This window comes from Collinsella aerofaciens, assembly GCF_015553355.1.
In the GTDB taxonomy this organism is placed as follows: Bacteria; Actinomycetota; Coriobacteriia; order Coriobacteriales; family Coriobacteriaceae; genus Collinsella; species Collinsella aerofaciens_V.
The window spans coordinates 1-14,506 of sequence record NZ_JADNGN010000010.1; the positions used below are offsets into that span (position 1 = coordinate 1).

A 14,506-nucleotide genomic window follows, 5' to 3' on the forward strand; every position below is an offset into this window, starting at 1 on the left:
GTCGCGAGTTCCGCACGCAAAGGAAAGCACTTAATGTGCTTTCCGTCTTGCGCAGGACTGTAGAGCAGCAAACTTAACCCCCGCCCTCAGCCCCGGAGACCCTCCCGGATGGCCCTGAAAAATTTTTTCAAAAAAGTTGTTGCGCGCCGGACAGACTTCTGTGTATACTAATCCCCGCAGCGCACGCGAGCGGAAACAAACGCGAACGACTGCCTGGGGAGTTAGCTCAGTTTGGTTAGAGCGCCGGCCTGTCACGTCGGAGGTCGCGGGTTCGAGCCCCGTACTTCCCGCCAACGCAATTAAAGCCACGTCTTCGGACGTGGCTTTTTGCGTTTGATGCGCTTTGTTTCGATAGAACGATCGCCCTGGTGCATCTTCGCCCAGAATCCCCGCGCCTTCGGGAACGCAAGTAAAATCTAATAAGTATATCTGTCTGAACAACAGCTTTGTTGCGCAACACCTGTTCTACGAGACAGGGGGTTAGGTTATACTAAATTGCACCGTGCGCCGCATCTGATGCATTTCGCTCCAAGCGCGGCACTCAGTGGATATCCGATTTACCATTTGGATGTCCTGGCGGTCATTTAGCGTCTCGACACAAGCTCGGCCCCGGAGCTCGTTCGAGCTGTTCGTATTCCTTGAAAGGGGAAAAATGGACATATCGAGGAAGACTGATTACGCCCTTCGTATGCTGGCGATGCTTGCTGAGGATCCGGAGCGTTTGCTTTCTGTTCGCACCGCTGCCGAAGAGGTCAATGTCCCGTATTCGTTTGCCCGTTCGATTCAGCATGGTTTGGTCCAAGCCGGTATTGTGGAGAGCCTGCGTGGCGTCCACGGTGGCATGCGTCTCAAGGTCAGTCCGGACGACGTCACTATCCGCCAGGTCGTCGAGGCCGTTCAGGGCCCTATGGTTATGAACGACTGCACCGCCCCCGATGGTGACTGTGCGCGCATGGGCGCGTGCTGCTATCATCCCCTGTGGGCCGGAGCCCAGGCGTTGATGCGCGACTACCTCGATTCCGTTTCGCTCGGCGATATCGTCGCCCATCGCCAGTTTCCGGCTGTCGATCCCAAGTTCGCCGATCGCGATGCGTTTCCCGAGTACGCTGCCTGCGCGTACGCTTGCCGGGAGGAATAGCGCCGCATAAGGAGTATAGCTATGATTCAGGACCCCTTTCGTTCGATGATTCGTTCGGAAGGGGTCTTGCGTTATCGCGACCTTCCGTGGCGCCGAACGCACGACCCGTATATCATCTGGCTCTCCGAGGTCATGCTGCAGCAGACGCAGGTGCCGCGCGTGGAGACGCGTATGCCGGCGTGGCTCGATCGCTTTCCGACTGTTCAGGCGCTCGCTCAGGCTGTCCCTTCCGATGTCTTGGATGCGTGGCAGGGGATGGGCTATAATCGCCGCGCCTTGGCGCTTCACAGGGCTGCACAGTGCGTTGTAGAGGACTGGGATGGGGAGTTTCCGCGCGAGACGCGTGACTTGGTCGCTCTGCCCGGCATTGGCCCGGCAACGGCGCAGGGCATCCGTTCGTTTGCATTCGATCTTCCGGGCGTGTATTTGGAGACCAATGTGCGCACGGTCTTTTTGCATCATTTCTTTCCCGATGTGCCGGCCGTTCCCGATCGCGAACTGGTGCCGCTGATCCAAGCTGCCTGTCCGGCGGCCCCCGGTGCGGCGGCGGACGAGATCGCGCCCTTTGCCGCGCCTCAAGACGATGCCGACACGCCGCGCGCGTGGTATTACGCATTGCTGGATTACGGCGCGTATCTTAAAAAGACACTGCCCAATCCGTCCAGGCGGTCGGCGGGCTATAGTCGTCAGTCCAAGTTTGAGGGCTCGCGCCGCCAAAAGCGCGCGCATATCGTGCGTATGTTGTTGGCAGCGCGCGATGGGCAGCCGGCGGGGATTACGCTTGCTGATGCCGTGGTGGGCGTTAACGAGATGGAAGCGGCAGCCGGTCGCGGGCCGGTCGAGTGCGACTTGATCGCGGGTATTCTAGCTGACCTGGAGCGCGAGGGCTTTTGCCGAGCCGAGGGCGATTGCTGGTTGAGTGTGTAGCCCGCTCAAATCTGAAGAACGGGATTGTAAGGTTTAAATTCGCGGCTTGAGGGCATCCTAAAGACAAGGTCGCTCAAAGCCTATGGGCGGCACGTGTTGAAGGGAAGTACACCTATGGATTTTGAGAACTCTCAGACCAAGAAGAACCTCGAGACTGCTTTTGCCGGTGAGTCCCAGGCACACACCAAGTATCGCTACTATGCATCCAAGGCCAAAAAGGACGGCTACGTTCAGATCTCGAATATCTTTGCCGAGACGGCGGGCAACGAGTCCGAGCACGCCAAGCTGTGGTTTAAGTATCTGCACGACGGCGCCGTTCCGGGCACTCTGGACAACCTGCGTGACGCCGCCGCGGGCGAGAACTACGAGTGGACCACGATGTACGACGAGTTCGCCAAGACCGCCGAGGAGGAGGGCTTTGCCGAGATCGCCGAGAAGTTCCGTGGCGTCGCCGCCGTCGAGAAGGCCCACGAGGAGCGCTACAACAAACTCGTCGAGCGCATCGAGTCGGGCGAGGTGTTTGAGCGTGAGGGCGTGAAGGTGTGGAAGTGCCTGAACTGCGGGCACCTGCACGTTGGTGCCGAGGCGCCTGAGGTGTGCCCGGTGTGTAACCACCCCAAGGCGTACTTTGAGGAGCAGGTGGTGAACTACTAGCGCTTGGCGCTAGCGTGAGCTGGGCCGGGAGGGCCGGACTACCTTCCCTCCTCGCTCACGGCTTCGCAGGGTCGCGTTGAGGGAAGGTAGTCCGGCCCTCCCGGCCCGCTTTGGGTCGTCGCGTGCTCGCTACAGAAAAGTTGATAAAAAAGTTTGCGTGCTGCCCCTTATGGGGCGGCACGTTTTTGTGGGGGCCGGTTGGGGCGGTGACGTTGCTTAGAGGGTACACTGGGTAGCGTTGGCTATTCGTTTCCTCTTGTGAGGTGTTGGTTATGGGTAAGAAGTCTCGGGCTCGGGTTGCTGCGGCGGGGACTCGCAAGGATCCTGGTCGTCGGGTTGCCGAGGGTAAAAAGGCCGATCGTGCCGAGAAGGACAAGAAGGTCGGCGCGCATGCTCATCCTGAGTGGGCGCCTCACCTCAATACGGCTAGCGAGGATCTGACTGCTAAGTTGTTTACTCTGGTCGAGGTTATCTTGGGCGTGGTGCCCGTGGTGGTCATTGGCTTGTTCTTGGCTTCGAAAGATGCCACGAGTGTCGATAAACTCACCGATGTCTTTTCTCAGGACCCCTCGATGGTGGTTTCGTTTATCTCTGCGTGCCTGCAGCCGTTTGTGGCGTACATGTTGTACATGATTTATCGCAAATACTGCGAGGGCGACGCTGGTTTTGCCGCCGGCAACCTGATCGGTCTTTTGTGCTCCGAGATCCTACTGCTCAATATTCCGGGCGTCATCGGTATGGGCATCTTGCTGTGGCGTGTTTGGCGCAACGTCGCTCCGCACTTTGAGAGCTGGTTGTTTGAGCGCCGTGCAATGGGCGTGCTGGCAGACATCGCGGGCTCGCTCGTGATTCTAGCCTTGGCGTTTATATGCGCCACCGCCGCCCGCGGTCTCGCGGGCATGTAGTCTGTCCTCACCGACCACGGAGCGCAGGGCGGGGACACCTTTCCCTCTCGCTCACGGCTTCGCAGGGTCGCATGAGGCAAAGGTTTCCCCGCCCTGCGCTCCGGCGTTGAGTCGTCGCATGCTCGCTACAGAAAAGCTGATATTAAAGATTGTGTGCCGCCCCTTTTTGGGGCGGCACGTTTTTGTGGGGTCCCGGTCTCCACAATTTTCGTCAAGCTTTTGGTTAGATTTTGGTCAGTTGGCGTAAGGGTGGAAGGCCAAAAGATTGCTGGCGAAAAAAGCTCAGAGAAAGTGCTGGTAGGGGAGTTGTTGAGCTTTTCGACAGCTTTTGAGCAAAAGAAACTTTGTGGCTATTGCCGGCGATTGCGTTGTCGCGGTCATGGCGGTGCGGGATGCTGGTCGTAAGCGTCGAATGCTCCGATTTTGGAGGCCAGCATGGATCTGTTTCTTGAGACTCCGCAGCAACAGGCTGAGCGCATGCTGCGTCAGCAGCAACGACTCATGGAGATGCAAATGCAGGGGGCGGCAGCCCAGCCCCCTGCGCAAAACGTTACACCCGCGGTTTCGCCTGCGGGCGAATCGGCACCAGAGGCCTATTCCGTACAGCAAGATTCATATGCGCAGGAGCTCGCGTTCGACAAGCGTCGTGCGCGTCGTCGCCGCGTGGGCCAGCGCCTGCGCACATTGGCGATGATCGTGCTCATTCCGCTAGGACTTGCGGCGATTTTCTTGGTCTCGTATGCGCTCACCTGCATCCTCAACGGTGCTTCGCCCGGCGAAGTGCTCCAACATCTGTCAGCCCTCGGCCAGCGCCTAGGCGATGTCATAACAACAATCCGCGCCGGCTGGGAGAGTTAGCGTTTGTCACATTAGGACTTCTAGGGTGTAGGGATTATCGCCACGAGCGGAATTCTTGCATCCTGTTGGTCCTGTCGTGCGACTGAATAGTATTATTGAAGATGAATAATAATAGGATTTGTTATGTATAAGCAGGATTTAGAACAGACTCTTTTGGGCATTGACGAAGAGGCGGAGCTGGAAATAGGTCCAAGAGACGACAGGCCGAACGTTGTATTGGTGGGAGGAAGCGCCTTCATGCTAAACGATGTGACGAATCGTTCGGTTACACATGACATTGATGTGTTTGAGGCAGATAAGTGCCTCCGCGAGATCATAGCTCGATACCCCGAGGTGAATGGTATGGCGGTGGCATATTGTAATCAGATGCCGTTCAATTACGAAGATCGTTTGATTCCCTTGGATATTGGGGCGCGTTTTATCAGGTACCTTACGCCATCCTTGGAGGACCTGGCGGTAATGAAGCTCTATGCCTACCGTCCGAACGACATCATCGACCTTCATAGTCAGGCATTCGTCGACCGACTTGATTGGAGGTTGCTCGAACGGCTTATATTCGACGAGGGAGAGGCGCTGGCGTCGTCGCCTTCGGAGCGGAGTTATCAAGAGATGGTCTGTGCATACAGGCAATACAAAAAGGAGGTGCTCGGTTGAATCTGACCTTTGAGGGATTCTTAAAAGGCTATTGCCGAGAGCTATCCGGACAGCAGTCGCTCAGTTTTAGAAAACTGGTTAAGCAAGCGACGACGGTTGCGCCGCGCGTGGCGGAGCCCCTGTTTTTGCTCGCTTTGGCACAGGGTAAAGCCGAATACGTTCTGGGCTTATCCGAGGGTTCGTGGATGGAAGAGGGTTACCGAGGCGTTTTGTCCTTGTACGCCCAAACGGGTAGCCTGGCATCTCTATGCGCCGAGGATAAACTTCCTAATCGTTATGCCAACGTTTGGCGTGCGTATAGAGCGGTGAAGGAAAAGCCAGTGGCGGACAGAAGGATCAACGCCCTGATGCGAAAAAGAACGTTGGGAGCGCTAGAGGAATCGGGCGTAACGCGCTACGGTCTCTGCCGCGATTTGAATCTGAATAAGGGAAACGTGTACGCATATTTAGCCGGTGATGACTCAAAGGTGAGCAGGGAGACGGCGCGCCGCATTATGGAATATGCGGAGGAGAGGGGCGCCCAAGAAGGGACCGGGCGCCCGGTGCGTATGGCGGGGTAAGATTGATCGCGGTTTTGATTGGTGCTCGATTGGGTTTGTTGGGCGGAGTCTATGTCTGCTATTGATATTGTGCTTGTTGTGATCGCCTTGGTGGCGGTGGGGGTTGCTGTGGCTTGCGCCCTCCAGCTCAAGAGCCTGCGTGCCGAGTTGCGGGAGCGTGGCGACAGTAGCGCGGAAACGCTGGCAGCACTCGAGCAGGCCAACAACGCGCTCGATGCCCTGAACGTCGCGCTGGCCGAAACTCGCCGCACGGCCAATGCCATCGCGCAGCAGCAGACGACAGATGCGGCCGTGGAGCAGCAACGTTACCTGACCATCGCACGTGAGTTTTCGCAAGCTGGTGACCGGATGGATGACCTGCGCCGCGAGACGGCCCAACAGCTCGGCGCCAATCGCGAGGGCATCGAGCATCGCCTGGACAAGGTGCGCGAGACGGTCGATGCTCAGCTGGGCGCCATCCGCAAAGACAACAACGTGCAGCTCGATCAGATGCGCGCGACGGTGGACGAGAAGCTCTCTCGCACGCTCAACGACCGACTGTCGGCATCGTTTAAGCAGGTGAGCGACCAGCTCGAGGCCGTGTACAAGGGCCTGGGCGATATGCAATCTATCGCCACCGGCGTAGGCGACCTCAAGCGTGTGCTGGGCAATGTAAAAGCGCGCGGCATTTTGGGCGAGGTGCAGCTGGGTGCGATCCTGACGGACATCCTCACACCCGACCAGTATCTGGAAAACGTTGCCACCAGGCCCGGCGCCTCGGAGCGCGTTGAGTTTGCCGTCAAGCTGCCGGTAGACGAGGGCGATCCCGTGCTGCTGCCGATCGACTCCAAATTCCCGGGCGACGCGTACGAGCATCTGCTCGACGCCCAGGAGTCGGGCGATGCGGAGGCCGTTGCCGCAGCGCGCAAGACGCTCGATATGATGGTGAAACGCGAGGCAAAGGACATCTGCGAAAAGTACCTGAGTGTGCCGGCAACGACCAACTTTGGCATCATGTTCGTGCCGTTTGAGGGGCTGTACGCCGAGGTCGTCAGCCGACCCGGGTTCATCGAAACCCTGGGCCGCGACTATCACGTCAACGTTGCCGGTCCCAGCACCATGGCCGCCATTCTCAACAGCCTGCAGATGAGCTACCAGACGTTTAGGCTGCAAAAACGCACCGACGACGTGCTGCGCGTGCTCTCCGCCGTCAAGGCCGAGCTGCCGCGCTATCAAAAGGCGCTGCGCCGCGCCCAGCAGCAGATCGAGACCGCGGGCAAAACGGTCGAGGGCATCATCACCACGCGCACCAACGTCATGGAGCGCAAGCTCAAGGACATCGACGCCCTGGAAGACGCCGACCAAGCCGATGAGATCTTGGGACTCACGTCCGCGAGCCTTCTCGCGGACCAAGAAGACGAGGACTAATTGCAACAAGACGGTGGGGCACCGGCACAAACGCGGGCGCCCCACCGCTTTTCGTATCGCACTTGTCTGAAGCGTGCTCCAATGTGCAACAATGGCGTTTCGCCCTATCAGACGCGAAAGGAAGCCCATGTCCCAGAGAAGCACCAGCCCGCTCAGTCGCTCCACCGTGCGCCGCACGCTGCAGCGGTTTTGGGGTGTCACGCGCACGCAGCCGCTGATTGTCTTTCTCTCGGTATTCTCGTCGGCGGGCTACATCTTTTTGCTGACGTTTGCCAATACCTATGTGATGGCCCTCATTGTCGACCGCGTTCAAGCCGGTCCCGTGGCGGGTGACCAGGTGTTTGAGGTCTTCGGCCCCTATATCCTGGCGCTCGTACTCGTTAACCTGGTGGGTCAGATCCTCTCCAAGTTACAGGACTACACCGTCTACAAGCTCGAGATTGCAGGCAACTATCACCTGGCGCGTCTATGCTTCGACACGCTCTCCAACCAATCCATGACATTCCATACCAGCCGCTTTGGAGGATCGCTCGTGAGCCAGACGAGTCGTTTTATGAGCGGCTACACGGGGCTGGTGGACGTGACGGTGTATTCGCTCATCCCCACCATCACCTCGGTCATCTGCACCGTGGCCGCACTCGCCCCGGTGGTGCCGACGTTTACCGTGATCTTGGTGTGCATCATGGCCGTCTACATCGCGTTTGTCTGGCTTATGTACAAGCGCATCATGCCGCTTTCGGCCGCGACGTCCGCCGCGCAGAACAAGCTCTCGGGCGTGCTCTCCGACGCGGTCACGAACATCTTGGCCGTCAAGACCTGCGGGCGCGAGGACTTTGAACGCGATTTGTTCGACGCCGCCGATCGTGCCGCGCGCGACGCCGAGACGGTCTCGATGCACGCCATGATGCAGCGCAACTTTACGACCTCGGGCCTTATCGTCATCACCATGGCCGTGGTGAGTGTGTTCGTGGCGGGCGGCAACGCGTGGTTTGGCATCTCGGCCGGCTCGCTCGTCATGATCTTTACCTACACCTATAACCTCACCATGCGCCTGAACTACGTAAGCTCCATGATGCAGCGCATCAACCGCGCTTTGGGCGATGCGGCCGAGATGACGCGCGTGCTGGACGAGCCACGTTTGGTGGCAGACGACCCGGACGCCCCTGAGCTCAAAGTGACCGAGGGCGCGATTGATTTTGAGCACCTGAGCTTTGCGTACCGTGACGCTGCGGCGGGCGAGAGCGTGTTCGATGACCTGACACTTCATGTGGCGGCGGGCCAGCGCGTGGGCCTGGTGGGCAAATCGGGCTCGGGTAAGACGACGCTCACCAAGCTGCTGCTGCGCCTAGACGATGTTCAGGGCGGCCGCGTGCTCGTGGATGGTCAGGACGTCTCGCGCTGCACGCAGCAGAGCCTGCGCCGCCAGGTTGCCTACGTGCCGCAGGAGGCGCTGCTGTTCCACCGCTCCATTCGCGAAAACATTGCCTACGGTCGTCCCGACGCCACTGATGAGCAGATTCGCGAGGCCGCGCGCCTGGCCAATGCCCTGGAGTTTATCGACCGCTTGCCCCGTGGCTTTGACACTATGGTGGGCGAGCGCGGCGTCAAGCTCTCGGGCGGCCAGCGTCAGCGCGTGGCTATCGCCCGCGCCATCCTAACCGACGCGCCGATTCTGGTGCTCGACGAGGCGACCTCTGCTCTCGACAGCGAGTCCGAGGCGCTGGTGCAGGAGGCGCTCGAAAACCTGATGCGTGGACGTACCTCCATTGTGGTGGCGCACCGCCTGTCCACCGTGGCGGCGCTCGACCGCATTGTGGTGCTGGCCGATGGCGAGATCGTCGAGGACGGCACGCATGCGCAGCTCGTCGAGGCGGGTGGCGAGTACGCGAGCCTGTGGAGCCGTCAGACCGGCGCATTCTTGGAGGCGTAAGCGTCTCGGACGTGGGACAATTGTGCCCATAAGTTTATTGTGCCGTTGAGCCGAGGAGTCGTTATGCCACGCGAGACCAATGTCGCCAAGCGCGAGCGCGCCATCGAGGTGTGCGAGCGTCTCAACCGTCGCTATGGCCCGGTCGAGTGTTTTCTGGATCACGAGAATCCCTTCCGCCTGCTGATCGCGGTGCTGCTCTCGGCGCAAACGACCGATGCGCAGGTCAACAAGGTGACGCCGCGGCTGTTTGCCCAGTGGCCCACGCCCGAGGCCATGGCCGGGGCGAGTGTGGCTGACGTGGCAGACACCATCAAGTCGCTCGGCTTCTACAAGAGCAAAGCCAAGCATGCCGTCGAGGCCGCGCAGATGATCGTCGCCGACTATGGCGGCGAGGTGCCGGCCGACATGAAGGAACTCGTGAAGCTGCCGGGCGTGGGACGCAAGACGGCGAACATCGTGCTCAACGTGGGGTATGGCATCGTGGAGGGCATTGCGGTGGACACACACGTCAACCGCATTGCGCACCGCCTGATGCTGAGTCCCAAGACGCATGCCAAGGAGCCGCTCAAGACCGAGCAGGATCTGCTCAAGATTTTGCCGCACGAGTATTGGGAGTCGGTCAACCACCAGTGGATCACCTTTGGCCGCGAGATCTGCGACGCCCGCAAACCTAAGTGCGACGAGTGTCCGCTGGCGGATTTGTGTCCCAGCGTGCGCGTAGCGGGGTAGGGCGGAACGCATTTTCGTCTGGCGTTTTTTGCGGGGCTGGGTTTGCCCTTGAGCCGGAGTCCTCTCCATGCGCTACCATGACAGGCAATGAAATCCGCCGCATACCCGCCGAGCTTGCCTCGGCGGGCTTTTGGCGTTGCAATGCCGGAGGAACAGCATGCTCATTCACCGTATAGCCGCGCAGCTCTACACTGCCGAGGCACTGCAGACCGTCGAGGCCGGGCTCGATTCTGGCGAGGACGTGACGCTGGCCGTGTCTCAGTCGGGCCGAACGCTTATGGCCGCCGCCCAGTTTGCGCGTCGTCCGCGCCCCACGGTCTACATCGTGAGTGGCGAGGATGCGGCCGATCGCGCTGCACGCAGTCTGGCCGCCTATGTGGGCCTGGCGCACGTGTGCCGCTTTCCCGAGCGCAAGGACTACCCTTGGCGCGAGCAGGCGCCCGACGACGCCGTGGTAGCCCAGCGCTGCGAGGCGCTCGGGCGCATCGTGCGCGGGGACAACTGCATCATGGTCGCCTCGGCCCGCGCGCTGCTGCGCTGCGTGCCGCCGGTCGAGAGCCGCTACTGGGAGTCCACTACTTTTGCGGTGGGCGAGGAGATTCCCTTTGACGAGGTGCCGCAGCGTCTGGTGGGCATGGGCTACACCAATGCCAGCGCCGCCGACGCGCCCGGCCTGTTCCGTGTGCACGGCGACACTGTCGAGGTGTTTCCCGCGCAGGAAAAGGCGCCCGTGCGCATTGAGTTCTTTGGCGACGAGATCGACCGCATCCGCCGCATGGTGAGTTCAACGGGCCAGACCATCGGCAACGAGGACAGCATCGAGATCTTCCCCTGTCGCGAGCTCGCACTCACCGACGACGCCGTCCACAACATGCATGTGGCGCTCTACCGCGCCAGCCAGGACGACAGCAAACTGGCGGCGCTGCTCGAGATGGTGGATGCGCGCATCGTCACGCCCGAGCTCGACCGCTTTTTGCCGGTGATGTACGGCCAGACCGTGAGCCCGCTGTCGCATGTGAGCGGCAAGGCGCTCGTGGTACTGTCCGAGCCGCGCTCGCTGTTCGACGATTGCCTGCGCGCCTACGAGGATATCGAGGCACGTGCCGGCGAGGCGGGGGTCGACCGTCTGGACGGCCTGTACGTGCGTGCCCAACAGCTCGATTTTGGTGCCCAGCAGCGCCTGAGCTATGTGAGCCTCATCCGTGCCGGCGGTGCGGTGACGGCCGAGCTCAAGATTGAGCAGCCGGCCATCGCAGGCTCGGACAACCGTTTTATGACGCGCATCCAGGAAGTCGTGGGCAAGCGCTATGCCTGCGTGTTTGCCATTCCCGACCGCGGCGCGCGCGAGTCGATGGAGCTCACCTTTGGCGACGAGGGCATAACCTTTGAGGAGTCACTGACGGCCGCGCCCGAAAACGCCGACGCCATCGGCGACCGCGTGCGCGTGGCAGCGGCGGATTCCGCCGACCGTGCCGCACGCCAGGAGGCCCATGCTTCCATTCGCGAGCGTAAGGCCGACGCGCTCAACGCCCGCTCGCTCGAGGCGGGTGCCGCGCAGGCTGCCGCCGGCGCCGCCGTGCCCACCATCTCGCGCGGACGCGTGACCTTTGTCGATGCCGCTCTGCCGCAGGGCGTGGTGGTGCCCGATGCCAACCTGGCCGTGTTCTCGATCGCCGACCTCAACGCCCGCATGGATGCCAACCGCGCGCGCAGCCGCCGCAAGGTTGACATCACGCAGATCACGTTCCCGTTTAAGCCGGGCGACTACGTGGTGCACGCCACCCACGGCATCGCGCTCTTTAGCGAGATCGCGCGCCAGGAAGTGGGCGGCAAGGAGCGCGACTACTTTTTGCTGGAATATGCCGACGGCGACAAGCTCTACGTGCCGCTCGAGCAGGTCGACCGCATCACGCGCTATGTTGGCCCCGACGGCGATAAGCCGCGTCTGACCAGGCTCAACACCGCCGACTGGACACGCGCCACCAACAAGGCGCGCAAGAACGCCAAAAAGCTGGCGTTTGACCTGGTCGACCTGTATACGCGCCGCTCGTCGATTACCGGTATCGCCTGCCCGCCCGACACGCCCGAGCAGATCGAGATGGAGGAGAGCTTCCCTTACGACGAGACGCGCGACCAGCTGGAGGCTATCGCCGATATTAAGGCCGACATGGAGGCGCCCAAGCCCATGGACCGCCTGCTGTGCGGCGACGTGGGCTTTGGCAAGACCGAGGTCGCCCTGCGCGCTGCCTTTAAGTGTGTGGACTCCGGCCGTCAGGTCATGGTGCTCTGCCCCACAACCATTCTGGCCCAGCAGCACTACGAGACGTTCTTTGAGCGCTTTGCCCCGTTTGGCCTCGAGGTCGAAGTGCTCAGCCGCTTCCGCACCCCGGCGCAGCAGAAGCGCGCGCTTAAGGCGTTTGCCGAGGGCACGATTGATGTGCTCATCGGCACGCACCGCTTGCTTTCGGCCGACGTGAACCCCAAGAACCTGGGCATGGTGATCATCGACGAGGAGCAGCGCTTTGGCGTGCAGCACAAGGAGCAGCTCAAGAACCTGCGTGAGCAGATTGACGTGCTCACGCTTTCGGCAACGCCGATTCCGCGAACCATGCAGATGGCCACGAGCGGCGTGCGCGACATGAGCCTGATCACCACACCGCCCACCGGGCGTCGTCCCGTGATCGTGCACGTGGGGGAGTACGACCCCGATGTGGTGAGCGCGGCGATTCGCCTGGAGGTGGGCCGCGGCGGTCAGGTGTACTACGTGTCCAACCGCGTCAAGACCATCGACGACGCCGTGGCGCGCGTGCACGAGGCCGCGCCCGAGGCACGCGTGGGCGTGGCGCACGGCAAGATGAGCCCGCGCGAGGTCGAGGACGTGATGATCGAGTTCGCGACCAAAAAGATCGACGTGCTCATCGCCACGACCATCGTGGAGAGCGGTATCGACAATGCGACCGCCAACACACTGATCATCGAGGACTCGCAGCGCTTGGGCCTGGCGCAGCTCTACCAACTCAAGGGCCGTGTTGGCCGCTCGGCCACGCAGGCATACGCGTACTTTATGTTCCCGGGTGAGCTGCCGCTCACCGAGGAGGCTACGGCGCGTCTGACTGCACTTTCCGAGTTCCAAGACCTGGGCAGCGGCATGCGCATCGCCATGCGCGACCTGGAGATCCGTGGTGCCGGTTCGCTCATGGGTGCCGAGCAGCACGGTAACCTGTCGAGCGTGGGCTTTGACCTGTTTACGCAGATGCTGGGACAGGCCGTGGCCGAGGCGCGCGGCGACGACGATGCCGGCGTGGAGGCGGCGAGCGTGGGTATTAACCTGCCGGCCGACTATTTCTTGTCCGAGGAGTACATGCCGGCGGTGGACCAGCGCGTGCTCGTGTACCGCAAACTCGCGGCGGCCGAGGACTTGGAGAGCATCGATGAGGTGCAGGAGGAGACCGAAGCCGCGCATGGCGAGCTGCCGTTGGCGGGACTCAACCTGTTCAATCGCGCGCGCATCCGCATTCGCGGCGAGCGTCTGGGGCTCGAGAGCGTCACGCTCAGTGGCGGTCGCATCACGTTTTTGGGTGTCGACGTGCCCAAGAAGGTGGCCTTTGAACTAAAGACCCGCTATGGCGCGGTGAACTTCCCCAAGAGCCGCAAACTGTCGGTGCCCTACAAGGCGGGCGCCGGCGCAGGCAGCGGCCTGGGTCGCGGCCTCGACGCCAACGACGGCACCGGCCCGGTGGCGGCGGCGCTCATGCTGCTGCAGCAGTTGGGTGCCAGCGACGACGACTAACAAGTAGGGGGCGTGGCGGGAGGAAGTCGTCTTTGTCCCGCCACGTTGCAGGATGATTCCAGCCCGACCGAAAGGAAAGCATGTTCGGATACATCTATAAGAAAGATGTCGCCATTATCGCGGTTGTCCTGTGCCTTTGTCTGGGCGTGGGCAGCTTCTTCGATTATCAGATCTCGTGCGCGCTGTTCAACATCGGCAGCATGTACGGCCGCTTTATCGAGGCTGCCGGCGAGCTGCCGTTTGAGCTGACGGCGAGCATTGCGGGCGTTATGCTCGTGCGCGCGGTGCGTCCCGATTCCAGAGGGAGCAAATGGCTCACTGCGCTCGGCATCCTCGTCAACGTTGGCTTGGCCGGCTACGAGATCGTTTCGTCCCTGCGGGTTGGCGGTAAGCTCATCGCGGTTCAGCTGGTGCTGACGTTTGTGCTGGTCATCGCTGCTAACCTTGTCGTCTATCGCCTCACGCGCACGACCGAGCCCGACGAGCTCACGCGCTGGGCGTTGATGGTGCTTGTCGTGTGGGTCGCTCAGGCCATCATCCTCAACGTGATTGTCAAGCCGCTGTGGTCGCGCCCACGCATGCGCGTGATCGAGGTGACGCAGGGACTCGAGTTTCAGCCGTGGTGGGTGATCGGCAACCCCGACAAGTGGGCCTATATTGCCGCCGGTGTAGTCAAGGACGGCTTTAAGTCGTTTGCGAGCGGACACACGGCGCACGCGGCAATCGGCCTCATGCTCGCTGGGCTTCCCGCGACGGCCTTTAAGGAAAAGCCGTCGCGCCGTCGTGTGGTCTTTTGGACGGCGGCTGTGGTCGCGGCGCTCGTCGCGTTTGGCCGCATCGTGATCGGAGCGCACTTTTTGAGTGACGTGAGCTGCGGCTTTGCCCTGGTGCTGGCGCTTGAGTGCCTTGCCGCGCGCATTGCCTATCCCAGCGGCGTACAATAGCTCCGTTTGA

The 14,506-nt window shown here is 61.2% G+C and carries 12 protein-coding genes and 1 tRNA gene; all 13 read left to right on the forward strand.

What is annotated here, in order from left to right:
- The first annotated feature begins 215 nt into the window (after positions 1–215).
- The 13 genes from I2D57_RS03925 to I2D57_RS03985 all read left to right on the forward strand — a co-directional run bounded on the left by I2D57_RS03925 (position 216) and on the right by I2D57_RS03985 (position 14,496).
- Positions 216–293, forward strand: a tRNA-Asp gene (locus tag I2D57_RS03925).
- A gap of 359 nt (positions 294–652) precedes the next feature.
- The gene (locus I2D57_RS03930; protein WP_035136758.1) at positions 653–1,138 is read left to right on the forward strand and encodes an RrF2 family transcriptional regulator; all 486 of its coding nucleotides are present in this window, start codon (positions 653–655) and stop codon (positions 1,136–1,138) included.
- Positions 1,139–1,159: 21 nt separating this feature from the next.
- Positions 1,160–2,065 (forward strand): HhH-GPD family protein, encoded by a 906-nt coding sequence (locus I2D57_RS03935; protein WP_195361557.1) that lies wholly within the window; start codon positions 1,160–1,162, stop codon positions 2,063–2,065.
- 114 nt (positions 2,066–2,179) lie between these two features.
- Entirely contained in the window at positions 2,180–2,719 is a 540-nt protein-coding gene (rbr, locus tag I2D57_RS03940; RefSeq protein ID WP_006235152.1) for a rubrerythrin, read from the forward strand.
- 272 nt (positions 2,720–2,991) lie between these two features.
- The gene (locus I2D57_RS03945; RefSeq protein ID WP_195361558.1) at positions 2,992–3,624 is read left to right on the forward strand and encodes a hypothetical protein; all 633 of its coding nucleotides are present in this window, start codon (positions 2,992–2,994) and stop codon (positions 3,622–3,624) included.
- Between the two features lie 435 nt (positions 3,625–4,059).
- Positions 4,060–4,482 carry a hypothetical protein gene (locus tag I2D57_RS03950; RefSeq protein ID WP_195361559.1) on the forward strand — a complete coding sequence of 141 codons (423 nt, stop codon included), beginning with the start codon at positions 4,060–4,062 and terminating at the stop codon, positions 4,480–4,482.
- Between the two features lie 123 nt (positions 4,483–4,605).
- Positions 4,606–5,136: a DUF6036 family nucleotidyltransferase gene (locus I2D57_RS03955; RefSeq protein WP_195361560.1), complete on the forward strand. Its 531-nt coding sequence runs from the start codon at positions 4,606–4,608 to the stop codon at positions 5,134–5,136.
- A complete protein-coding gene (locus I2D57_RS03960) occupies positions 5,133–5,696 on the forward strand; it encodes a transcriptional regulator (RefSeq protein WP_195361561.1) in 564 nt (187 codons plus the stop codon). Before I2D57_RS03955 ends, I2D57_RS03960 begins: the two co-directional genes overlap by 4 nt.
- A 51-nt stretch (positions 5,697–5,747) precedes the next feature.
- The gene (locus tag I2D57_RS03965; protein WP_195361562.1) at positions 5,748–7,103 is read left to right on the forward strand and encodes a DNA recombination protein RmuC; all 1,356 of its coding nucleotides are present in this window, start codon (positions 5,748–5,750) and stop codon (positions 7,101–7,103) included.
- A 127-nt stretch (positions 7,104–7,230) separates the two neighbouring features.
- Positions 7,231–9,033, forward strand: a complete 1,803-nt coding sequence (locus I2D57_RS03970; RefSeq protein ID WP_195361563.1) for an ABC transporter ATP-binding protein — start codon at positions 7,231–7,233, stop codon at positions 9,031–9,033.
- 63 nt (positions 9,034–9,096) lie between these two features.
- Positions 9,097–9,762, forward strand: coding sequence for an endonuclease III (gene nth / locus I2D57_RS03975; protein ID WP_195361564.1), 666 nt, complete (start codon positions 9,097–9,099; stop codon positions 9,760–9,762).
- Between the two features lie 157 nt (positions 9,763–9,919).
- Positions 9,920–13,552: a transcription-repair coupling factor gene (mfd, locus tag I2D57_RS03980; protein ID WP_195361565.1), complete on the forward strand. Its 3,633-nt coding sequence runs from the start codon at positions 9,920–9,922 to the stop codon at positions 13,550–13,552.
- Positions 13,553–13,632: 80 nt separating this feature from the next.
- Positions 13,633–14,496 (forward strand): phosphatase PAP2 family protein, encoded by an 864-nt coding sequence (locus I2D57_RS03985; protein ID WP_195361566.1) that lies wholly within the window; start codon positions 13,633–13,635, stop codon positions 14,494–14,496.
- Positions 14,497–14,506: the final 10 nt, after the last annotated feature.

What these genes read in the sequence shown, in the direction of transcription:
- I2D57_RS03930 (WP_035136758.1), top strand. Translation starts at nt 653, where the DNA reads ATGGACATATCGAGGAAGACTGATTACGCCCTTCGTATGCTGGCGATG.
- I2D57_RS03935 (WP_195361557.1), top strand. Translation starts at nt 1,160, where the DNA reads ATGATTCAGGACCCCTTTCGTTCGATGATTCGTTCGGAAGGGGTCTTG.
- rbr (WP_006235152.1), top strand. Translation starts at nt 2,180, where the DNA reads ATGGATTTTGAGAACTCTCAGACCAAGAAGAACCTCGAGACTGCTTTT.
- I2D57_RS03945 (WP_195361558.1), top strand. Translation starts at nt 2,992, where the DNA reads ATGGGTAAGAAGTCTCGGGCTCGGGTTGCTGCGGCGGGGACTCGCAAG.
- I2D57_RS03950 (WP_195361559.1), top strand. Translation starts at nt 4,060, where the DNA reads ATGGATCTGTTTCTTGAGACTCCGCAGCAACAGGCTGAGCGCATGCTG.
- I2D57_RS03955 (WP_195361560.1), top strand. Translation starts at nt 4,606, where the DNA reads ATGTATAAGCAGGATTTAGAACAGACTCTTTTGGGCATTGACGAAGAG.
- I2D57_RS03965 (WP_195361562.1), top strand. Translation starts at nt 5,748, where the DNA reads ATGTCTGCTATTGATATTGTGCTTGTTGTGATCGCCTTGGTGGCGGTG.
- I2D57_RS03970 (WP_195361563.1), top strand. Translation starts at nt 7,231, where the DNA reads ATGTCCCAGAGAAGCACCAGCCCGCTCAGTCGCTCCACCGTGCGCCGC.
- nth (WP_195361564.1), top strand. Translation starts at nt 9,097, where the DNA reads ATGCCACGCGAGACCAATGTCGCCAAGCGCGAGCGCGCCATCGAGGTG.
- mfd (WP_195361565.1), top strand. Translation starts at nt 9,920, where the DNA reads ATGCTCATTCACCGTATAGCCGCGCAGCTCTACACTGCCGAGGCACTG.
- I2D57_RS03985 (WP_195361566.1), top strand. Translation starts at nt 13,633, where the DNA reads ATGTTCGGATACATCTATAAGAAAGATGTCGCCATTATCGCGGTTGTC.